The following is a 21,014-nucleotide window of genomic DNA, read 5'->3' as shown; positions in this document are numbered from 1 at the left end:
AAGGAGATTTTCGCAGATTGCTCAGGGCGCGCCCAGCGTGCGGGACCACCGCTCCAAATCTTGCACCACACCGCCCAGTGCCATCGCTTCCTGCACTACACCCGCCCACACAGGCGAGTCCACCCGTACACCCGACTGCAGCACCGACTGCGCCAAACGCTCCTGCACGCGCGTCTGCCATTGGGCCGCCGACAACTGCACACCAAGGGCGGCCAGCACACGCTGCTTGGGCTCCACCATATCCTGCACCCGCAGGAGTCGCAGCAGCCGCTGCCGGGTCTCGGGCTGGTCGTGAAGGCGTTCGGCCTGCTGATGAATGGCTTCGTTGAGTAGCACCTCCAGCACCAGCTGGGCGTCCTGACAGGCCCTGGACCACACCAGCGCGCCGTCAAAATGCAACAGACTGCGCTTGAAGGCCATAGGCCCCTCGGCCAGCGCTTGTGTGTGAAAAAAACAAAAGCCGTTGGCATTCCAGCTCTGCGCCTCGATGGGCTGCCAAGCCCCCTCCAGCCGGGCATGGAGCCGAATCGACAGCTGGCTATGCCTAGGCTGGTGGCGCAGGATGGGAAGACTGTCAGGCATAACGCTCCAGAGCAGGCTCAGCGTCGTACGTAGGCTGGGGCCGCCGGGGCCTTGGGCGCAGCAGCACACAAGCCACACAGCTGCAGCGCCAGCCGGTGCAGTGCCTGCCAGCCCGCGGTGGGCCAGTCGGGTTGCTTCAGGCCTTTAACAATGCCGTCCACCACATGGGCAGATTGCAGCAGTTCAGCCAGTTTGGATTCCGAGAGCTTGGGCAGCACACGTTCGAACAGGCGCTCTTTCACGCCCCAGATGCGGTTCTCTCGCAGCGCCATGGGCAAGGGACGCCCCTGGGCCATGGCGTCTTTCACGCGTTTCAGGGCGCGAATATCTTCACTCAGCGTGTAGTGCACCAGCACTTCGGCCTCGCCTTCTGCCTGCAGGCCGTCCAGCATGCGCTGCACGCGCACCGCCTGTCCGGCCAGCACAGCCTCACTAAGCTTGAACACGTCGTAGCGCGCGACATTGAGCACCGCGCTTTCGACCTGTGCCAAGGTCAGCACGCCGCCGTTCGCGTCTGCGGGGAACAGGAGTCCCAGTTTTTGAATCTCTTGGTGCGCGGCCAGCAGATTGCCCTCCACGCGGTCGGCAAAGAATTGCAGCGTGCGCTGGCCTTCTTCGCCCGCCTCCACGCGCTGCCCCTGGGCGCCCAGGCGCTGGGCAATCCATTGGGGTAGCGCGCTGCGCTCCACGGGACTCACCTCCAGCGTGACGCCATTGGCATCCAGCGCAGCAAACCAGGCCGTGGACTTGGTCATCTTGTCCAGGCGCGGCAGCAAAACGATGGTGAGCGTGGAATCGTTGCCCTGCGCGCCTTCGGCGAGCTGTTGCAGGGCCACACTGCCGTCTTTGCCAGGTTTGCCACTCGGAATGCGGATTTCGACGATTTGTTTGTCGGCAAACAGGCTCAGGGAACCGCCCGCAGCCAGCACCTCACTCCAGTCGAAATGGGCACCGGCCACGGTGTGCGAGGTGCGTTCTGTGTAGCCGTTGGCGCGGGCGTTGGCGCGAATCGCATCCAATGCCTCTTGCTGCAGTAGCGGCTCATCTCCATGCAGCGTGTACAGACTCTTGAGCCCGCGCTGAAGGTGATTGCTGAGTTGGTTCGCTGCGAGTTGCATAGGAGGGCAAGTTTAAGGCCCCCACGCCCCTTCGCAGGGTTCAGGCCGCCAGCTCCATCGCGGCAGCCCCCGGCGCCAACACCGCGCAGACCAGGTCCGTCGCGGCCCGGGCGGTTTGGCCACCAAAGTCGCGCAACGGGTTGTATTCGGTGAGCTCCAGCGCCACAAACTTTGGGTCGTGGCTGCAGCCCGCCAGCACCCGCAGGGCATCGGCCAGGCGAATGCCCTGCTCCACCGGCGTGCCAGTGCCCGGCGCATCACGCGGGTCCAGGCCATCCAGATCAAAGCTGATGCCCCAGCCCGCGGTGCCGGTCTGCACACGAGTGCGGGCCTCGTCAAAGCAGGCCGCAAAACCGCGCTCCATACACACCCACCCCACTTACCTTTTCCGCCGGCTCGTAACTACGTGCGCCAATGATGACCAGATGCTCCGGGCGCAGCTTGTGGCGCCAGCCAAACACATCGGTCATGCCGGCCGAGCCATGGCCGAGCAGCGCCGCCACAGGCATTCCGTGCGGGGCCTGGCTGTCGGATGTCTCAGGTGTGTGAGCATCCAGGTGGGCGTCAATCCAAATCAGACCCAGCGCACCTTGCGGGCGCAGGTGGTCGGCCACGGCGCTCCAGGTGCCCACAGCGCAGGAATGGTCACCGCCCAGCACCAACGGCTGGTGGCTCAGCTGCAGCACGTGCGCCACGGCTGTTGCCAAGCGCTCGGAGAAGCCTTCGATGGCGTTCAACCGGCTGGTGGCCAGGATGGGCTGTGCGGTCACCGTGTCACCCCAGGTGACGGTGCGGCCTGTGGCCGCCAAGGCCTGGGCAATACCGTGCTCGCGCAGCGCGGCGGCGCCCCACTTGCAGCCGCCATCGCTGGCACCCTCGCCCACTGCGGCGCCTACCAAGTGCAGAACGGACGTGCTCATGCGGCTTTGCGCAGGGCCGGGCGTGCGGCGGTAGCGCAAGCAAACAGGTCTTTGGGATCAGGCAAATCAGGCACCAGCTGCACCGCGCTGCCCACGCCAAGCTTTTGCGACAGGGCATGCACATAACGCAAGGCGGACAGGTCTTCCAGCGCGAAACCTACCGAGTCAAACAGCGTGACCTGCTCGGCACTGTCACGGCCTACGTCGGTACCCGCCAGTACCTTCCACAGGGGGTGTGTCACAAAGTTGGCGGGCATTTGCTGCAGCTCCCCCTCGATGCGGGTTTGCGGCTCGAACTCCACAAACACCTTGGCGTGGTGCAGGATCGCGGCCTGCAGCTCGGTTTTGCCGGGGCAGTCGCCGCCCACCGCATTGAGATGCATGCCGGGCTCGATCATGTCGGCGGTCAGGATGGTGGCATTGGTTTTGTCAGCGGTAACGGTGGTGACGATGTCGGCACCGCGTACGGCCTCGCGCGTGGAAGCGCAACGCACGATGGTGAGCGCACCGGAGTCTGTGTAGGACCGCAGGTTGGCGACCAGCTTGTCGGTGGCCTTGGGGTCGACATCAAACACGCGCAGCGTGGTGATGCCCAGCTGCGTCATGAAGGCAATCGCCTGGAATTCGCTTTGCGAGCCATTGCCGATCAGGGCCATGCTGGTGCTGTCCGGGCGGGCCAGCACCTTGGCTGCCATGGCAGAGGTGGCTGCGGTGCGCAGCGCGGTGGTGATGGTGAGTTCGCTCAGCAGCTCAGGGTAGCCCGTGGCCACATCGGCCAGCACACCAAAGGCCATGACGGTGGACAAACCTCGGAGGGGGTTCTTGGGGTGACCGTTGACGTACTTGAAGGCGTAGAGCGCGTTGTCCGACACTGGCATCAACTCGATCACGCCATGGGTGCTGTGGTTGGCGGTGCGGGGGGATTTGTCGAAGTCTTCCCAGCGCAGAAAGTCTTCACGGATGGTCTGGGCCATCTCGGACATCATGGGCGCCAGGCCGTGCTGCAGCACCAACTGCTGCATATCGTGAACGTCGATATAGCGGGTCATGTCGTATCTCCTCAGATGGCCGGGAGAGGTGCGGAATCCGCAGGCCTTGATGGGCAGCCCGGCATACCAAGAAGTTTAGGCGGAGGGTGGGCGCTGTAAGCGCCGAAGCATTGGCAGCGAAGCGCGCAAAAGCGCTGAATCGGCAACAGGTTGCTTCCGTTTCAGAAGCAACCCAAGTCCACCTAGCCGTCGTCGCGCACCATGAGCGGAAAGCCCGCGAATTCCTTGACCGTTTGCAGCTCGGTGCTGGTCACCACCTTGTCGATACCCAGACCGATGTCGTCGATCCAAGTATTGGTGAGGTCGCGGTAGTGGGCCAGATCGCGGCAGGCCAGGCGCACCAGGTAGTCGTAGCGGCCGCTCACCAAGTGGCAGGCAATGACCTCTGGGCAGGCCACCATGGCCGCCTCGAAACGCTGCACCGTAGCCTGGCGTTGGTCCTTCAGCGCAATCTCGGCAAACACCGAGACATGTTCGCCCAGCGCCTTGCGCGCCAGCAGCGCGCGGTAACCGGCGATCAGGCCATCGTCTTCGAGCTTGCGGATGCGGTTCAGCGTGGCACGCGCCGAGAGGTTGACCTCTTCGGACAGGGCCTGGGCGCTCATGCGCCCGTCGCGCTGCAGCAGCTCCAGCAAAGTTTGGTCGACGCGGTCCAGGGCCATGACCTCAATCCAGCGTTTTGACCGCGGCAATGCGGCGCAGCAGCTGCTGCACGATGTCGGACTGCATGTCGCGGTAGAGCAGCGCCTCCTCAGCCTCTTTGGCCAGCACGGCAGATTCGTTAAAGCTGATGTCGCGCTGCTGGATGATCTCGGTATCCTCGATCAGCTCGCGCCCCTGCGGCGTGCGCATACGAAACTTCAGGCGAATGCGCAGCTGGAACTCGCGCACTTGACCCGAGGCATTGACGCCCACCACGGTTTTCTCCCGCAGTTCCTGCAGGATGTCCACCACCACCTGCGGCGGCTGGCCACCAGCGGGCGGCACCAGCGGAAGCACGGCGCTGCCCAGGTAGCGCGCAAGCTCCGAAGCCACGGCGCCACCACGCTCTGGCGTGACTGCAATGGTCTCGAAGGCAAAGGTCTGCTGTCCACGCAGCTTGAAGCCGCAGCCGGCAAGGATGGCGACCAGAGGCAAGGCAAACAGGGAGCGGCGCTGCATCACGGGCTCAGACCACCACGTTGACCAGGCGGCCGGGCACCACAATGACCTTCTTGGCCGGCGCACCGGCCGCGTGGCTGAGGAAAGCCTCGCTGGCCAACGCGGCAGCCTCGATGGCCTCTTTGCTGGCACCGGCTGGCACGCGCACCGCGCCGCGCAGCTTGCCATTCACCTGCAGCACCAGCTCAATCTCGTCCTGCACCAAGGCCGAGGCATCCACCTGAGGCCAAGGGGCATCGAGCAGATCGCCCAACACTGCGGCGTAGCCCAACTCGGACCACAGCGCGTGCGCCAAGTGGGGGGTGGCGGGGTACAGGCAGCGCAACAGGATGCCAAAGCCTTCGATCAGCGCCACCTGGGCACCCGCGCTGTCCGGGGCCTTGAAGCCCTCCAGCGCGTTGATCATCTTCATGGTGCCGGACACCACGGTGTTGTACTGCATGCGCTGGTAGTCAAAATCCACCTGCTTGAGCACGCTGTGCATCTCAAGGCGCAGGGCTTTGGCTTCCTTGCCAAAATCAACGTCTTTTAGGCTGCTAGCCCCCGCCACGCTTGCGCGAGCAGCTACGGAATCCATAGCAGACAACTTGTAGCCAAAGTTCCATACGCGGCGCAGGAAACGGTAGCTGCCCTCCACAGCCGCATCGTTCCACTCCAGCGTGGCCTCGGGTGGCGCGGTGAACATGGTGTAAATGCGCGCCGTGTCCGCACCGTACTTGGCAATCAGCGCCTGCGGGTCCACGCCGTTGTTCTTGGACTTGGACATGGTGCCCACGCCCTCGTAGTCGATGGGCGTGCCCACGGGCAGCAGGCCATCGCCGCTCTCTGCTTCGTTCTTGAGTTTGGCGCCCACTACCTTGCCAGCTTCGTCCAGCACATGCTCCACGTCATGCGGCCAGAAGTAGTCCTTGCCGCCCTTGGCGGTCTTGCGGGAGTAGATGTGGTTGAGCACCATGCCTTGTGTCAGCAGCTTGGTGAAGGGCTCGTCCACCTTCACCAGACCCAGGTCGCGCATCACCTTGGTCCAGAAACGGGCGTACAGCAAATGCAGTATGGCGTGTTCGATGCCGCCTATATACTGGTCCATGCCGCTGCCACCGGAAGCGGCATTCTGGTCCCGCATCCAGTAGTCCGTACCGCCAGCCACCATCTTCTCGGCGTTGGTCGGGTCGCAATAGCGCATGAAATACCAGGACGAGTCCACAAAGGTGTCCATGGTGTCGGTCTCGCGGCGCGCGGCCTTGCCACACACGGGGCAGACCACACCGGCATGAAAACCTTCGTGCTTGTGCAGCGGGTTGCCGGATCCATCGGGCACGCAGTCCTGCGGCAGCACCACGGGCAGGTCTTTCTCTGGCACCGGCACAGCACCGTGCTCGTCGCAATGGATGATGGGGATGGGCGTGCCCCAGTAGCGCTGGCGGCTCACACCCCAGTCGCGCAGGCGCCAGGTGGTTTTCTTCTCGCCCAGGCCTTTGGCGGCCAAGTCCGCAGCAACAGCATCGACAGCATCGTGATATGTCAGACCAGTTAACGATCCACTGTTGATGCATATGCCACCTTTCAAACCGTTACGGTCATCCCAGCGAGTGTGGTCAAAGTAGCGGCTACCAACGTCGACAAGTAACTCACCAGAATGCGCATCACGCAACTCGCGAATGGAATATCCGGTTTTTTGGTCTTTATAAAGATCTACTCGAACTTCATCGATACGAGCCACCACTGGCTTGATCTCAATTCCGTACTTCAATGCAAACGCAAAGTCACGCTCGTCGTGCGCTGGCACGCCCATCACGGCGCCATCGCCGTAGCCCATGAGCACGTAGTTGCCCACCCACACCGGCACTTGCGCACCGGTCAGCGGATGCGTGACGAGCAAGCCCGTGGGCTGACCCTTCTTCTCTTGCGTGGCCAGCTCGGCTTCGGTGGTTCCACCCGTCTTGCACTCTTCAATAAAGGCCGCCAGCGCAGGGTTGGAGGCAGCGGCATGCGCCGCCAGCGGGTGCTCGGGCGCCACCGCGCAGAAGGTCACGCCCATGATGGTGTCCGCGCGGGTGGTGAACACGTACATGCGACCTTCGCCAATCAAAGTACCCGTTGCGTCCTTGATGTCGTGCGGGAAGGCAAAGCGCACGCCTTCGCTCTTGCCGATCCAGTTTTCCTGCATCAGGCGCACGCGGTCGGGCCAACCGGTCAGCGTGGCCTTGTCGTTGCCCATCTGGACATGGTCCAGCAGCTCTTGCGCGTAGTCGGTGATCTTGAGGTAGTAACCGGGGATCTCGCGCTTCTCGACCACCGCGCCGGTGCGCCAGCCCTTGCCGTCAATGACCTGCTCGTTGGCCAGCACGGTCATGTCTACCGGGTCCCAGTTGACGATCTGGGTCTTGCGGTAGGCAATGCCTTTTTCCAGCATCTTCAGGAACAACCACTGGTTCCACTTGTAGTACTGCGGGTCGCAGGTGGCAACTTCACGGCTCCAGTCGATGGCCAGGCCCATGGCCTGCATCTGGCCCTTCATGTAGGCGATGTTCTCGTAGGTCCACTTGGCGGGCGGCACCTTGTTTTTGAGCGCGGCGTTTTCGGCAGGCAGGCCGAAGGCGTCCCAACCCATGGGCATGAGCACGTTGTGGGCGTTCATGCGCAGGTAGCGCGCCAGCATGTCGTTGATGGTGTAGTTGCGCACGTGACCCATGTGCAGCTTGCCGCTGGGGTAGGGCAACATGGAGCAGGCGTAGAACTTCTTCTTGGGCTTGCCCTGGGCATCCAGGGTGTTTTCGGTCACGCGATAGGCGCTCTGACCGTTCCACAGGGGTTGCGACCAATGCGCTTGGGCCGATTGTTCTACGTCGAGGTGCTGGTACTTGTCTTGCATGGGGATAGGGCAGCGCCAAGCTGCCAATGGAAAAGGCTTGGAGGGATTTTAGGCGCAGCGCCAGCGCGGGCCGTTCAGGGCTACGGCGCCGTGGCAGGCGGTTCCGGGTTGGCCACAAAGCCAATTCGGCTCAGACCTGCCGTATGCGCCAGCCCCATGACTTCAACCACCCGTCCATATGGCACTGTGGCGTCTGCACGCAGCTGCACTTCGGTCAGCGGATTGCGCTGGGCCGCCTGCTTGAGCTCTTGCGCCAAGGCTGGCAAAGCAACGGGCTGGTCCGCCAGATACACCTGGCCAGACTTGTCCAATGCCAACGATACGAACTGGGGGGCGTCTGCAGCTTGGGCACCTTGTGTTTGGGGCAGATCCACCTTCACGGCACTGACCATGAGTGGCGCGGTAATGATGAAGATCACCAGCAGCACCAGCATGACGTCGATCAACGGCGTCATGTTGATTTCGCTCATGGGTTGCGCGCTGGGGGTGCGCTCCAAACGGCCGAAACTCATGGCTGCTGCGTCAACAACAATTCACGCAGGTCCCGGGCAAAGCCTTCCAGATCCGCTTCGATACGGCCTATGAGACGCCCCAAAATGTTGTAACCCAACACGGCAGGTATGGCAACGGCCAGGCCTGCCGCCGTCATGATCAGCGCCTCACCCACCGGACCGGAAATCTTGTCAATACTGACTTGGCCGGAACCCGCAATTCCAATGAGGGCATGGTAAATGCCCCAAACCGTCCCCAGCAAACCTACAAAGGGAGCTGTGGATCCAACCGTGGCCAACAAGACCTGCCCGGCCTGCAGTTGGCGCAATACGCTGTGCAGGGCATCCCGCAGCACCCGCGTCAACTGCTGGGAACGGTCCCCGCTGGCTCCCAAAGTGCCTGGCAATGTCTGCTGCGTGGCTTCTACCAAGGGGCTGACCAGCAGCTCCCGATCAAAAGACCGCACGGCCGTTCGGGCCTGCGCCCAGTCCGGTGCCTGCCAGAAGGCCGCGGTACTGCGCCCGACATCATGCAGCGCGCGCTGTAGCAACCAGCCTTTCCACAAAATCACCACCCAGCTGCACACCGACATGCCGAGCAAGACCACGGACACCGTGGTACTCACCGCATCGCCCTGGAACAGCAGGTTGGCGCTCATGTCAGGTTGAGGACATCAAACATGTCGAACAGGCCCGAGGTGCGACCAGCGAGGAAACGCGCAGCGCGCAAACTGCCTTGGGCGTAAGTGGCGCGGCTGGAAGATTTGTGGCTGATTTCGATGCGCTCGCCGGTACCGGCGAACAGCACGGTATGGTCGCCCACAATGTCACCACCACGAATGGTGGCAAAGCCAATGCTGGACGGATCGCGTTCACCAGTGACGCCATACCGCTCGTACACGGCGCATTCCTTCAGATCGCGGCCCAGGGCCCCTGCAATCACTTCCCCCATCTTCAGGGCGGTGCCCGAGGGCGCATCGACCTTGTGGCGGTGATGCGCCTCGACGATTTCAATGTCATACCCGGTGGACAAGGCCTTGGCGGCCATTTCCAGCAGCTTGAGGGTGACGTTTACGCCCACACTCATGTTCGGCGCCATCATGATGGCAACGTGTTTGGATGCCTCTGCGATCTCGGCCTTCTGCGCCTCAGTGAACCCGGTGGTGCCAATCACGACAGAAACCCCAAGCTCGCGGCACACCCGCAAATGCTCCAGGGTGCCCTCCGGGCGGGTGAAATCAATCAACACGTCACAGCCTTGGAGCCCCTGGCGCAGGTCGGAGGTGATCAACACCCCTGTAGGCTGGCCAGCAAATGCACCCGCGTCCAGGCCCAGTGCGGGACTGCTGGCGATGTCCAATGCACCACCCAAGCGGCAGTCATCGGTCGCGCGCACGGCGTCAATCAACATCTGGCCCATGCGGCCGGATGCGCCAGCGATGGCGATGGTGTGGGTCATGTCCCTGTCCTGTAGAGAAAACTTTACTGTGCTGCAGGTTCCAGCGGCGGGTAGGCAGCTGGAGGGGTAGCAGCGGGGGAAGTCGGAGCGGCATCCGCACCGGCAGGGGCCGGGAACTTCTGCAGCTTGTCTTCCGGTGCATTCAGGGCTGGCAACGGCCCCTTGATGGGAGTGGATTTGAGAGTTGCCACAAATTCTGATTCGCTAGGCAGCTCGTCTGCTTCGACACGCTCCAGCGCGTCATTGCTGAAAAACACAGTCACACGACGCGATTGCGGCTCTGCACCCTGGCGCTTCAGAGTGAATACATAGTCCCATCGATTGGCATGAAACACACTGGCCAACAAAGACGAACCCAACACATCCTGCACCATGGCACGAGGCATTCCAGGGCGCAACACCGCCAACTGCTCTCGTGTGACCACGTTGCCCTGCACGATATCGATTTTGTAAGGCTGGACACTTTGCGCAGCCTTGGCAACCGTATCGCCCGTGCTGCTGAGCGTGCTGCAACCCGCCAAGGCGGCCAAAGCCAAAACCACCAGGGAAAACCGGGAACCGCGCAGCAGGTTATTGGGCATGAAAAGTCAGGAACGATATGATCACGCGATTGTAGCGGTTGGCCTTTGCCAGCCCGACTCGTCACAGCGCTGGAAAAATGCCATGAGCAATATCAACGAACTGAAAAATACGGGCCTCAAAGCGACAGTACCGCGCCTGAAAATTCTGGAGGTTTTCCAACGGGGCACCCAGCGCCACATGACGGCGGAAGACGTATTTCGTGTCTTGCTGCAAGAACGATCCGACGTCGGCTTGGCCACGGTCTACCGGGTGTTGACGCAGTTTGAACAGGCCAGCATTCTGAGCCGCAGCCACTTTGAGAGTGGCAAGGCGGTGTACGAGCTCAATGAAGGACAGCACCACGACCATCTGGTGTGCCTGGATTGCGGCAAAGTGGAAGAGTTTTACGACGCCGAGATCGAGAAGCGCCAACACGCGGTGGCCAAGGCCAAGGGCTTCACCATTGCAGACCACGCGCTGAGCCTGTACGCCACCTGCACCAAGGACAAGTGCCCCCATCGCGACACCCCGTCCACCTGAGTAAGCAGCCGGTTTATCCTTCGGACATCGCCTTGCGGTGTCGCTCGACAAACTCTTGGTAGGTGTCGATGCCCCGCAACTGCAAGATCGTGTTGCGCACGGCAGCCTCGACCAACACGGCGATGTTGCGCCCGGCGACCACCTGAATCACCACCTTGCGCACTGGGATGCCGAGCACGTCTTGCGTCAGGGGTTCGTAGGGAATTCGCTCGTAATCGCGCTCCAAGGTCTCGCGGCGCACAAGGTGAACGATGAGCTTGAGGCGCATTTTCCGACGCACTGCAGTCTCGCCAAAAATGCCACGGATATCGAGCAGCCCAATTCCACGCACTTCCAGCAAGTTTTGAAGCAACTCAGGGCAACGGCCTTCAATGGTGGTCTGGTTGATGCGGTACAGGTCTACGGCATCGTCAGCCACCAGGCCATTGCCGCGAGAGATCAGCTCCAGGCCCAGCTCGCTTTTACCCAGGCCCGACTCCCCCGTAATCAGCACGCCGAGTCCCAGAATATCCATGAACACGCCATGCATGGACATGCGCTCGGCAAAATGCTTGGACAAGTAGGCGCGCAAGACATCGATCACAAAAGCCGATGATTCTTTCGTCGCGAACATGGGGATTTGCGCCCGCTCGCACATGGACAGCAGCGCCTGGGGGGCGGCTTGCCCATCGGCCAGCACCAGCACGGGGGGCTCCAGCGTCACGATACGGGAGATACGGCGTGCGCAATCCTCCGGCGTCGCGTTGGTGATGTAAGTGATTTCCCGCTCGCCCAGTATCTGGACGCGATAGGGGTGGATGTAATTGAGGTAACCGACCAAGTCGGCACCCGACCGGGCGGCACTAATGGCGACCTCGTCGAACCGGCGCTCAGAGGCCCCTAGTCCGGCCACCCACTCCCATCGCAGATAGGCCCTGAATTCTTCAAACAGGGCGTCTGCGCTGACCGCGGTAGGTTTCACTACGCGACTCGACTAGGGAAAATCAGGCGGCACGCGCCGACTGCCAACCGGCAATGAGACCATGCAGTTGCCCGGAATCGTCACAGACGGTGAGCTGCTCACGCAAGCTCGCGTCACTGAGTAATTCTGCGATCTCCGACAGGATTTCTAGGTGCTTTTGGGTGGCAGCCTCGGGCACCAGCAGAAAGATCAAAAGACTGACTGGCGCATCGTCAGGGGCATCAAAACCGATGGGCTTCGCCAACTGAAACACCGCTGCCATGGGGGCCTTGAGACCCTTGATACGACCATGGGGGATAGCCACACCGTGCCCCAGCCCGGTCGAGCCCAACCGTTCACGGGAGAACAAGCTGTCGGTGACCAACGCACGGCTCAGGCCATGCAGGTTCTCAAACAGCAGGCCGGCTTCTTCAAAAGCACGTTTTTTGCTGGTGACGTCGACTTGCGCAAGAACTTGCGAAGCGGAGAGGATAGACGCGAGTCGGTTCATGGTGTGAGCCGAATTATGCACACAAAAAAACCGCCCGTGAAAGGGCGGTTTTTGGGGGCATCACCTAATGCGGCGGAACTACATCAAGCGCTTGGGCGCCTCGTGGTGGTGGTTTTGCAAACGGTCTTTGTGGCGAACCACTTGGCGGTCAAGTTTGTCCACCAATTCATCCACTGCCGCATACAAATCCGCGTGAGCGCTTTCGGCGAACATATCGCTGCCTTTCACGTGGATGTTGCACTCGGCACGTTGCCGTCGCTCCTTTTCCTTTTGCTTCTCAACGGTAAGTAAAACCTTGACGTCTACCACTTGGTCAAAGTGCCGCATGATGCGATCGAGCTTGGTCGTGACATAACTGCGCAGGGCGGGGGTAACTTCAAGGTGATGACCGCTGATCGTCAAATTCATAAATAGCCTCCAGTTGCTCTCAGGGTTGACAAAGCCTTCCATTTGCGGTGGTTGGCGCTCACACTAAAAATCCGAAATTTCTGAACCCTATTTGCGGTCTTGCTGTAAACAACTATGCGCCCGTTTGAAGGTGATTGCAATCGGTTTTTGTAATGCAATGCAACATGCAGGGGCTCTTTACTTGGACGCAGGCCCAGCCGGTTGGTGGAGCTGCAAACGCGCGCCCACCACAATCGTCAGCAAGCTCGCACAACCACCAACGACCGCGGCCCATCCATAGTTTTGCACCAATCCGGCCGAATCGCGACTGATGATGTAGCCACCGACCAAAGCCGCCAAACCCATGGCCGCCGACTGAACCGCAGAGTTCAGCGTCATGAAGGTGCCGCGCAATGCGGGATTGGCTGCCGACGTGAGCATGGCCATGCCGGGAATCATGCGCCCACTCATACAGACAAAGAACAAGGTCGAAATCAGCAGTACCAACGCCATGGGCACTTGCCCAAGCTGCGTGATTGCCAGCATGGGCACCAACACCACGGCGGCCATGACACGAAAAGTCTTGAACTTGCCCCAACCATCCGCCAGGCGCCCCACCATGCGCGCCGAGAGCAAGGTCGCCACACCTCCGCAGAGGTAAATGTAGGGAATTTGGTCAGCGCGCATACCCACATTGGTCTGCATGTAAATGGTGATGTAGGGAATGACGGTAAACCCCGCAAACATGAGCAAGGCCGAGAAAACGAACGCCCGCTGGTGGTTACGATCAACTATGACATCGCGGATACGACTCCAGGATGACGTGTGAACCTGGGCTGCCACGTGGTCTTTCAGAACAGGCATGGAAATTTGGGCAAACACCATGAATAAAACGCTGAGCACAGCGATCAGGATGAATGGCAGATGCCAGCCAAAGTGTGCCGCCAAGAACAACCCCAGCGGCACACCCGCCACCGTGGACACGGAAAAAGACGTCATGACCACACCCATCGCACGCCCCCGGCGCTCGTAAGGGATGACGTCTCCCACAATGGTTTGGCTCAGCGCTGAAAGCACGCCGCCAAAAATTCCTGCAGCAATGCGTGCGACCATCAGGGTGCCATAGGTAGGTGCCAGACCACAGGCCAGCGTAGACAGCGCAAACAAGCCATACAACACCATGAGCAAGCGCTTGCGGTCGAAACGGTCAATGTAGGTAGAGGCAGCAAGTCCGGAGGCGCCTGCCGCCAAGGTGTACGCCGACACCAGCATGCCAAACTGCGCGTCACTGATTTGGAACAGCACAGTCAGCGCCGGCCCCAACGGCATCATGATCATGAAGTCCAGGATGTTGGTGAACTGGATCCCTGCGAGGGTGATCAGGAGCCAAAGTTCGCGGCGTGGCGAGAGAGCAGAAGGCATGGGAAAGCGCACAAGAAGTGCAGAGGAATGACCAGCGAGACACTCTAACACCCCTATCTCGGTGCGATAATTTGTGGACAGCCACTATTGGAGAACACTCCTTGGAAACCTACCCCAGTCGGTAGCTTTCAACTCCCAGCACTGCATCGGGGTTGAAAGCACCCAACCCGCACCGCAGACACCAACACCTCGGGAGTGAGCCATGCTCAATATCTTTACGCTCGCCAACGGTCGCCTCTTTCAAGAGGAAATCGAATCGTTGGAGGAACTTTCCAAATTCCAGCCTATCTGGGTGGATCTTGAATCACCCACACTGGAAGAAAAGCGCTGGGTCAAACAGTACTACGGCCTGTCCATCCCCGAGGATGCGATGGACGAGGACATCGAAGAATCCGCCCGCTTTTACGCCGAAGACAACGGCGATGTGCATATCCGTAGCGATTTTCTGGTAGCCGACGACAACGAACCACGCACGGTACGCGTCGCCTTTATCCTGAACCTGGTCAACGCCAACCTCAAGAGCAAGGGCGTGCTGTTTTCCATCCATGACGAAGACGTACCGGTGTTCCGTCTGCTGCGCATGCGTGCGCGCCGGGCTCCCGGGCTGATTGAAGACGCCAAAGAAGTCTTGCTCAAGCTGTTCGACGCAGACGCCGAATATTCCGCCGATACGCTGGAAGGCATTTACGACGAGCTCGAAAAAGTCAGCAACAAAGTGCTGTCGGGTGACGTGACAGATGCGATGGCTGGCGAAGTCCTGGGAGCCATTGCCCGCCACGAAGACATGAATGGGCGTATCCGTCGCAACGTGATGGACACCCGACGCGCAGTGAGTTTCATGATGCGCAGCAAGATGCTCAATGCGGAGCAGTTCGAAGAAGCGCGGCAGATTTTGCGCGATATCGATTCCCTGGACTCGCACACTGCGTTCCTGTTCGACAAGATCAACTTCTTGATGGACGCGACTGTAGGTTTTATCAATATCAACCAGAACAAGATCATCAAAATCTTTTCAGTGGCCAGCGTGGCCCTGCTGCCACCTACGCTGATTGCCAGCCTGTACGGCATGAACTTCAAGTACATGCCCGAGCTGGATTGGGCGCTGGGCTACCCCTACGCGCTGGCGCTGATGGTGGCCAGCGCCTTGGTCCCCATGTGGTACTTCCGCAAACGCGGTTGGCTCAAGTAGTTACAAGCCAAATAGGCCTTCAGCGCTTACGGAATATGCGCGAAAAGCTATTATTTTGATAGCGTTTTGAGCAAATTTTCGACAATACGCTGGGCGTACACGCTCGCGACGTCCTGCACAAAAGTGCTGAAGTCCATGTGGGCGGTGTCGTCTGCCCGGTCGGAGATGGTGCGCACCGCGGCAAAGGGAACGCCGTAGTCGGCGCACACCTGGGCCACAGCGGCGCCTTCCATCTCCACGGCCAGCGGCGTATGGCCAGCTGCCTTGAGCCGTCCCACCAACGCCGCCACTTCGGTGGCGCCGTTCACAAACCGGTCACCACTCGCAATCAGGCCGCGGTGCACCGCAGGGGCTCGGTCCCGGTGGCGGACCAGGGCGGCGTTACAGGCCGCTTGCAACGCGCCACACATACCATCATCTCCAGCAAACACCGCCCGTCCGTACAGCGGAATCTCGTAGCGTGGAAACAGCGGCGAGGCATCCATGTCGTGCTGTAGATACGACGTACCCACCACCACATCCCCGACCTGCACACCGTCGCCCACACCGCCCGCTACCCCGGTGAATACGACCTTACCTACGCCCAGATGGGCGATCAGCGCAGTTGCCGTGGTGGCCGCCGCGACCTTGCCGATGCGCGACAGGGCCAGCACCACCGGCTGGCCCCACAAGCTGCCACACCAAACCGTGCGCCCGGCCAGCACCACATCACGCGCACCCTGCATGTGCTGCAGCAATCCGGCTTGTTCTTCGGCCAGGGCGCTCAAGATGGCAATGGGGGCGGCGATGGGGGGCATAGATGTAAGGAATAAAAGAGGCTAGCGTAGCAGGCACAAAAAAGCGGCCCGCAGGCCGCTCTCTCCTCCCTACCAACCGCCTCGCAGCGGCGGACGGCAAGACGGTGTTACTTGTCGCGCAGCTCGCGACGCAGAATCTTGCCCACCGGGGTCTTGGGCAGGTCAGCACGGAACTCGATGACCTTGGGCTGTTTGTAGCCCGTGAGATTTTCCTTGCAAAAACTGCGTACATCTTCTTCGCTGAGGTTGGGGTCCTTTTTGACAATGACCAGCTTTACCGCCTCGCCAGATTTTGCATCGGTCACGCCGACACACGCGCATTCCATGACTCCCGGCATTTGCGCCACGACATCCTCGAGTTCCGTTGGAAACACGTTGAAGCCGCTGACGAGAATCATGTCCTTTTTGCGGTCCACGATTTTGAAGAAGCCCTTTTCGTCCACCACACCAATATCGCCAGACTTGAAAAAACCGTCCGAGGTCATGACCTTAGCCGTTTCATCAGGGCGCTGCCAGTAGCCTGCCATGACCTGCGGCCCTTTGATCGCAATCTCGCCACTCTGGCCCGCGAGAACTTCGTTGCCGTCATCGTCCAGCAGCTTCATGAAAGTACTGGAAACCGGAATGCCGATGGTGCCGGTGTATTCGTTGGAGGTGATCGGGTTGCAGCTGGCGATCGGCGATGTCTCACTCAGGCCATAACCTTCACAAATCGGGCAGCCGGTTTTTTCAAACCACAGCTTGGCCACGGCGCTCTGCACGGCTGTACCTCCGCCAACCGAGACCTTCAAATGGCTCCAGTCCACGGTGTTGAAGTCAGGGTGGTTGGCCAAGCCGTTGAACAGGGTGTTGACTGCCGGGAAGCTGTGGATCGTGTGCTTGGCAAGCTCCTTGAGCACGCCTGGAATGTCCCGCGGATTGGGGATCAGCAAAAGCTTGCCGCCGGTACGCATGGACAGCATCATGCCCACGGTAAAGGCGAAGATGTGGTACAGCGGCAATGCACACACCGATGTAGGCTGCACTCCCGATGGAACCTTGGCCATGGCTGGCCCGTACCAAGCCTCGGCCTGCAAGGCATTGGCAATCACATTGCGGTGCAACAGCACCGCTCCTTTGGATACACCGGTGGTGCCACCGGTATATTGCAAGACCGCTACATCGTCTGGCTTGGTCTCAGGCTTTTTGAATGGTGCTTTCGTACCGCTTGCAATCGCCGCGTTGAATCGCACCGCACCCGGCAGGTTGTAGGCAGGCACCATCTTTTTGACATTGCGCACCACGTAGTTGACCAGCGCACCTTTGAGCAAGCCCAGCTGGTCACCCATAGCGCACAGCACCACATGTTTGACCGGTGTAGCAGCCACACATTTTTCCAGTGTGGTGGCAAAGTTTTCGATGATGACGATGGCTTTGGCACCTGAATCCTTGAGCTGGTGCTCCAGTTCCCTCGGGGTGTACAAAGGATTCACGTTTACCACCACAAAGCCGGCGCGCAATATGCCAGCCACGGCAACGGGGTACTGGGGCACATTGGGCATCATGATCGCGATGCGGTCTCCCTTGACCAAACCCAAGCCCTGCAGGTACGCCGCGAACGCCTGGCTCAGACTATCGGTCTGGGCGTAGCTAACGTCCTTGCCCATGAAGTTGTAAGCCACACGGTTGGCGTGCTTTTGGAAGCTTTCTTCCATGAGTGCCACCAACGAGGGATACAACGCGGTGTTGATGTCTGCTGGCACCCCTTTGGGATAGCTGCTCAGCCAAATGCGATCTGTCATGTCCTTGTCTCCATCCTGTTTTTATAGACCCAGTCGGGTATTTTCACAGGCCGGGGCGTTGCCCGGTCGTGTGATTTCCCTAGTATTTCCGCGCGCCCATCAGGCTTTCAAGATACCCAGCACTTCGTCCAGCATCTTCTTGGCATCGCCAAACAACATGCGGTTGTTGTCTTTGTAAAACAGGGGGTTGTCCACACCCGCGTAGCCCGAAGCCATACTGCGCTTCATCACAATCGACGTCTTGGCCTTCCAGACCTCGAGCACCGGCATGCCGGCAATCGGACTGCTCGGATCATCTTGTGCGGACGGATTCACGATGTCGTTGGCGCCAATCACCATCACCACGTCGGTCTCAGGGAAGTCATCGTTGATTTCTTCCATCTCGAACACGATGTCGTAGGGCACCTTGGCTTCGGCCAATAGCACATTCATGTGGCCGGGCATGCGTCCTGCCACGGGGTGGATACCAAAGCGTACGTTGACACCCTTTTCCCGCAGGGTGCGCGTGATCTCGAACACGGTGTGCTGGGCCTGGGCTACCGCCATGCCATAGCCGGGAACGATGATCACGCTCTTGGCTTCGCGCAGCAGCTCCGCGGTCTCACCAGCGTTGACCGCTACGACTTCACCAGCAGGCTGCACGGCCCCACCGTCAGCTTTGGGTGCGGCTGGGGCGCTACCGAAGCCACCCGCAATCACGCTAATAAAGCTGCGGTTCATGGCATTGCACATGATGTAGGACAGGATGGCACCACTGGAACCCACCAGCGCACCGGTCACGATCAACAGGTCGTTGGACAGCATGAAACCGGTAGCCGCTGCGGCCCAACCGGAGTAGCTATTGAGCATAGACACCACCACGGGCATGTCGGCGCCGCCGATGGCCATGACCATATGCACACCGAACAACAAAGCCACCACCGTCATAACAATCAGCGGGGTCATGCCTTCGGCTACCGAAGTGGATTGAATGAATTCACGTCCGAACCAGAGAACTACCAGCAAGCCTGCCAGATTCAACAAATGGCGGCCTGGCAACAGCAACGGCTTGCCACCGATCTTGCCGTTGAGTTTTCCAAAAGCGATCAGCGAGCCAGAGAAGGTGACTGCACCAATAAAAATGCCGATGTAGATCTCCACTTCGTGAATGACCTTCTCGGCACCGGTGTGCTGAATAGAGGTGTCGACGTAACTGGCAAAACCGACCAGGCAGGCGGCGAGGCCTACCATGCTGTGCATCAGCGCCACCAGCTCCGGCATCTGAGTCATTTGCACGGTACGAGCCGCGTACAGGCCTACGCCACCGCCCAAGATCATGGCACCGGCAATCCAGGGCAACCCAGCGGCAGTTACCGTGGGGCCAAACACCGTGGCCAGTACGGCCAGTGCCATGCCCACCATGCCGTACAGATTGCCGCGCAGCGCGGTGGACTGGTTGGACAGGCCGCCCAAGCTCAGAATAAACAGAATGGTCGCGCCAATGTAGGAGACCGTAGCCAAACTTGCAGACATCTTCAGGTCTCCTTACTTGCGGAACATGGCCAGCATGCGCTGGGTGACGGCAAAACCGCCAAACATATTGATGGCCGTGAGCACAATGGCCGCAGCCGCCAGCCAGGTAATCAGGCTGTCAGGCCGACCCACCGCACCCGCAACCGGAGAAATCTGCACCAGCGCACCGATGGCGATGATGCTACTGATGGCGTTGGTCACACTCATCAGCGGCGTATGCAGCGCGGGCTTGACGTTCCACACCACCATGTAGCCCACAAAGCAGGCCAGCACAAACACCGTGAAGTGGCCAAGGAACGCCGTTGGTGCATAGCTACCGATCACCCAGAACAGCACAGCCGCCACGGCCATCAAAACAAGGAGACTCTTGGCCGACATGGGCTCGCTCGCAGCACCGTGGCCGTGGGCTGGCTTTTTTGCCACAACAGGTGCGGCGGCTTTGGGCGCGGGAGCGGCTGCCACCTTGGGCGGCGGCGCAGGCCATGTGATGGCGCCGTCCTTGATGACCGTCAGGCCGCGGATGGCGTCGTCTTCCATGTTGACATTGGCAATGCCGTCCTTGGTCTTGCACAGCTCTTCGCTCAGGCGGAACAGGTTGGTGGCATAGAGGGTGGATGATTGCTTGGACAGGCGCGAGGCCAGGTCGGTATAGCCCACGATGGTCACGCCATACTTGACGACGGCCTGGCCGGGCTCGGTCAGTTCACAGTTGCCGCCTTGCTCGGCGGCCATGTCGACGATCACGCTGCCGGGCTTCATGCTGCGCACCATCTCGGCGGTGATGAGCTTGGGCGCAGGCTTGCCGGGGATCAGCGCGGTGGTAATGATGATGTCGACCTCTTTGGCCTGGTGCGCGTACATGGCGCGCTGCGCGGCCTGGAAGCCTTCGGACATCACCTTGGCATAACCGCCACCGCCACCGCCCTCTTCCTCGTAGTCCACCTTGACGAACTCACCGCCCAGAGAGACCACTTGGTCGGCCACTTCCGCGCGGGTGTCATTGGCACGCACGATAGCGCCCAAGCTGGCTGCGGTGCCGATGGCGGCCAAGCCTGCCACGCCGGCACCGGCAATAAACACCTTGGCGGGAGGCACCTTGCCGGCGGCCGTGATCTGGCCATTGAAGAAACGGCCAAACGCGTTGGCCGCTTCGATGACGGCGCGGTAGCCACTCACACCGGCCATGGAGGTCAGCGCATCCATCTTCTGGGCACGGCTCAATGTACGGGGCAACGCGTCAATTGCCAGCACGGTAGCGTTGCGTGCAGCCAGTTGTTGCAAGAGATCGGGGTTTTGGGCCGGCCAAATGAAACTGACCAGGGTGCCGCCTTCGCGCAACAAGGCTGCTTCTTCACTGGATGGGCCGCGCACCTTGAAGACGATGTCGGACTGGGCCCAAAGTTCGGCGGCAGTCGCCACCACATCAGCACCCGCGGCGCGGTAGCTATCGTCGTCACAGTTGGCCAGGGCGCCTGCACCCGACTCCACACTGACCCGAAAGCCCAGCTTGATCAGCTTCTCCACAACGTCCGGCACAGTAGCAACGCGTTTTTCACCAGGAAAAATTTCCTTGGGAACACCAATACGCTGTCCTTTTTCAGTGGGAACACTGGTCTGCATTAAGCGACTCCTCAACATGGATGGGGCCTAGCCCTGGGCGTGTTTCGCAGCGGTAAGCTTGGCGAAAGGTATCTGGGCGGCAACTTTAACTGAATTTCCCAG

22 protein-coding genes are annotated in these 21,014 nt (G+C 60.4%); 2 read left to right on the top strand and 20 right to left on the bottom strand.

The genetic code is table 11. From position 1 onward, the window contains the following. Nucleotides 1–21 precede the first annotated feature (21 nt). The 12 genes from U5O12_RS17910 to U5O12_RS17855 all read right to left on the bottom strand — a co-directional run bounded on the left by U5O12_RS17910 (nucleotide 22) and on the right by U5O12_RS17855 (nucleotide 10,233). On the bottom strand, nucleotides 22–582 hold the full coding sequence (locus tag U5O12_RS17910; protein WP_322579962.1) for a hypothetical protein: 561 nt from the start codon (nucleotides 580–582) through the stop codon (nucleotides 22–24). A gap of 17 nt (nucleotides 583–599) precedes the next feature. Continuing rightward, the gene (gene holA / locus U5O12_RS17905; RefSeq protein ID WP_322579961.1) at nucleotides 600–1,700 is read right to left on the bottom strand and encodes a DNA polymerase III subunit delta; all 1,101 of its coding nucleotides are present in this window, start codon (nucleotides 1,698–1,700) and stop codon (nucleotides 600–602) included. Between the two features lie 40 nt (nucleotides 1,701–1,740). Next, complete coding sequence (locus U5O12_RS17900) at nucleotides 1,741–2,064, bottom strand: arginase family protein (RefSeq protein ID WP_322579960.1); 324 nt, start codon at nucleotides 2,062–2,064, stop codon at nucleotides 1,741–1,743. Continuing rightward, a complete protein-coding gene (locus tag U5O12_RS17895) occupies nucleotides 2,036–2,620 on the bottom strand; it encodes an arginase family protein (RefSeq protein ID WP_322579959.1) in 585 nt (194 codons plus the stop codon). Before U5O12_RS17895 ends, U5O12_RS17900 begins: the two co-directional genes overlap by 29 nt. After that, nucleotides 2,617–3,669, bottom strand: coding sequence for an ornithine cyclodeaminase (locus U5O12_RS17890; RefSeq protein WP_322579958.1), 1,053 nt, complete (start codon nucleotides 3,667–3,669; stop codon nucleotides 2,617–2,619). Before U5O12_RS17890 ends, U5O12_RS17895 begins: the two co-directional genes overlap by 4 nt. Before the next feature lie 182 nt (nucleotides 3,670–3,851). Further along, entirely contained in the window at nucleotides 3,852–4,331 is a 480-nt protein-coding gene (locus U5O12_RS17885) for an Lrp/AsnC family transcriptional regulator (protein ID WP_322579957.1), read from the bottom strand. Nucleotides 4,332–4,335: 4 nt separating this feature from the next. Next, nucleotides 4,336–4,830, bottom strand: coding sequence for an LPS assembly lipoprotein LptE (gene lptE, locus U5O12_RS17880; protein ID WP_322579956.1), 495 nt, complete (start codon nucleotides 4,828–4,830; stop codon nucleotides 4,336–4,338). Between the two features lie 7 nt (nucleotides 4,831–4,837). After that, complete coding sequence (gene leuS / locus U5O12_RS17875; protein ID WP_322579955.1) at nucleotides 4,838–7,702, bottom strand: leucine--tRNA ligase; 2,865 nt, start codon at nucleotides 7,700–7,702, stop codon at nucleotides 4,838–4,840. Nucleotides 7,703–7,782: 80 nt separating this feature from the next. Next, nucleotides 7,783–8,214 (bottom strand): biopolymer transporter ExbD, encoded by a 432-nt coding sequence (locus tag U5O12_RS17870; RefSeq protein ID WP_322579954.1) that lies wholly within the window; start codon nucleotides 8,212–8,214, stop codon nucleotides 7,783–7,785. Further along, the gene (locus tag U5O12_RS17865; protein ID WP_322579953.1) at nucleotides 8,211–8,852 is read right to left on the bottom strand and encodes a MotA/TolQ/ExbB proton channel family protein; all 642 of its coding nucleotides are present in this window, start codon (nucleotides 8,850–8,852) and stop codon (nucleotides 8,211–8,213) included. The genes U5O12_RS17870 and U5O12_RS17865 overlap by 4 nt, the downstream gene beginning before the upstream one ends. After that, nucleotides 8,849–9,652 carry a 4-hydroxy-tetrahydrodipicolinate reductase gene (gene dapB / locus U5O12_RS17860; protein ID WP_322579952.1) on the bottom strand — a complete coding sequence of 268 codons (804 nt, stop codon included), beginning with the start codon at nucleotides 9,650–9,652 and terminating at the stop codon, nucleotides 8,849–8,851. The genes U5O12_RS17865 and dapB overlap by 4 nt, the downstream gene beginning before the upstream one ends. A 23-nt stretch (nucleotides 9,653–9,675) precedes the next feature. Continuing rightward, a complete protein-coding gene (locus U5O12_RS17855; RefSeq protein WP_322579951.1) occupies nucleotides 9,676–10,233 on the bottom strand; it encodes an outer membrane protein assembly factor BamE in 558 nt (185 codons plus the stop codon). 82 nt (nucleotides 10,234–10,315) lie between these two features. Between U5O12_RS17855 and fur the strand changes: the two genes are divergently transcribed. Next, nucleotides 10,316–10,753, top strand: a complete 438-nt coding sequence (gene fur, locus U5O12_RS17850) for a ferric iron uptake transcriptional regulator (protein ID WP_322579950.1) — start codon at nucleotides 10,316–10,318, stop codon at nucleotides 10,751–10,753. A 13-nt stretch (nucleotides 10,754–10,766) separates the two neighbouring features. Here fur and hprK read toward each other — a convergent pair whose 3' ends face one another. The 4 genes from hprK to U5O12_RS17830 form a co-directional block, all read right to left on the bottom strand. Next, on the bottom strand, nucleotides 10,767–11,714 hold the full coding sequence (gene hprK / locus U5O12_RS17845) for an HPr(Ser) kinase/phosphatase (protein WP_322579949.1): 948 nt from the start codon (nucleotides 11,712–11,714) through the stop codon (nucleotides 10,767–10,769). A 22-nt stretch (nucleotides 11,715–11,736) separates the two neighbouring features. Then, nucleotides 11,737–12,204 carry a PTS sugar transporter subunit IIA gene (locus U5O12_RS17840; protein ID WP_322579948.1) on the bottom strand — a complete coding sequence of 156 codons (468 nt, stop codon included), beginning with the start codon at nucleotides 12,202–12,204 and terminating at the stop codon, nucleotides 11,737–11,739. 78 nt (nucleotides 12,205–12,282) lie between these two features. Continuing rightward, nucleotides 12,283–12,612, bottom strand: coding sequence for a ribosome hibernation-promoting factor, HPF/YfiA family (gene hpf / locus U5O12_RS17835; protein WP_094481558.1), 330 nt, complete (start codon nucleotides 12,610–12,612; stop codon nucleotides 12,283–12,285). A 177-nt stretch (nucleotides 12,613–12,789) separates the two neighbouring features. Then, complete coding sequence (locus U5O12_RS17830) at nucleotides 12,790–14,013, bottom strand: MFS transporter (protein WP_322579947.1); 1,224 nt, start codon at nucleotides 14,011–14,013, stop codon at nucleotides 12,790–12,792. Between the two features lie 202 nt (nucleotides 14,014–14,215). Between U5O12_RS17830 and corA the strand changes: the two genes are divergently transcribed. Beyond that, nucleotides 14,216–15,202, top strand: a complete 987-nt coding sequence (corA, locus tag U5O12_RS17825; protein WP_322579946.1) for a magnesium/cobalt transporter CorA — start codon at nucleotides 14,216–14,218, stop codon at nucleotides 15,200–15,202. 50 nt (nucleotides 15,203–15,252) lie between these two features. Here corA and U5O12_RS17820 read toward each other — a convergent pair whose 3' ends face one another. The 4 genes from U5O12_RS17820 to U5O12_RS17805 form a co-directional block, all read right to left on the bottom strand. Continuing rightward, nucleotides 15,253–15,999: a 5'-methylthioadenosine/adenosylhomocysteine nucleosidase gene (locus U5O12_RS17820; RefSeq protein WP_322579945.1), complete on the bottom strand. Its 747-nt coding sequence runs from the start codon at nucleotides 15,997–15,999 to the stop codon at nucleotides 15,253–15,255. A 107-nt stretch (nucleotides 16,000–16,106) separates the two neighbouring features. After that, complete coding sequence (locus U5O12_RS17815; protein WP_322579944.1) at nucleotides 16,107–17,780, bottom strand: long-chain-fatty-acid--CoA ligase; 1,674 nt, start codon at nucleotides 17,778–17,780, stop codon at nucleotides 16,107–16,109. Nucleotides 17,781–17,879: 99 nt separating this feature from the next. Beyond that, entirely contained in the window at nucleotides 17,880–19,292 is a 1,413-nt protein-coding gene (pntB, locus tag U5O12_RS17810; RefSeq protein ID WP_322579943.1) for a Re/Si-specific NAD(P)(+) transhydrogenase subunit beta, read from the bottom strand. 12 nt (nucleotides 19,293–19,304) lie between these two features. Beyond that, on the bottom strand, nucleotides 19,305–20,912 hold the full coding sequence (locus U5O12_RS17805; protein ID WP_322579942.1) for a Re/Si-specific NAD(P)(+) transhydrogenase subunit alpha: 1,608 nt from the start codon (nucleotides 20,910–20,912) through the stop codon (nucleotides 19,305–19,307). Nucleotides 20,913–21,014: the final 102 nt, after the last annotated feature.

Source organism: Rhodoferax sp. (assembly GCF_034519335.1).
Classification (GTDB): domain Bacteria; phylum Pseudomonadota; class Gammaproteobacteria; order Burkholderiales; family Burkholderiaceae_C; genus Allorhodoferax.
The sequence above is the reverse complement of the archived record's forward strand: the minus strand, read 5'-3'. Positions and strand labels throughout refer to the sequence as shown.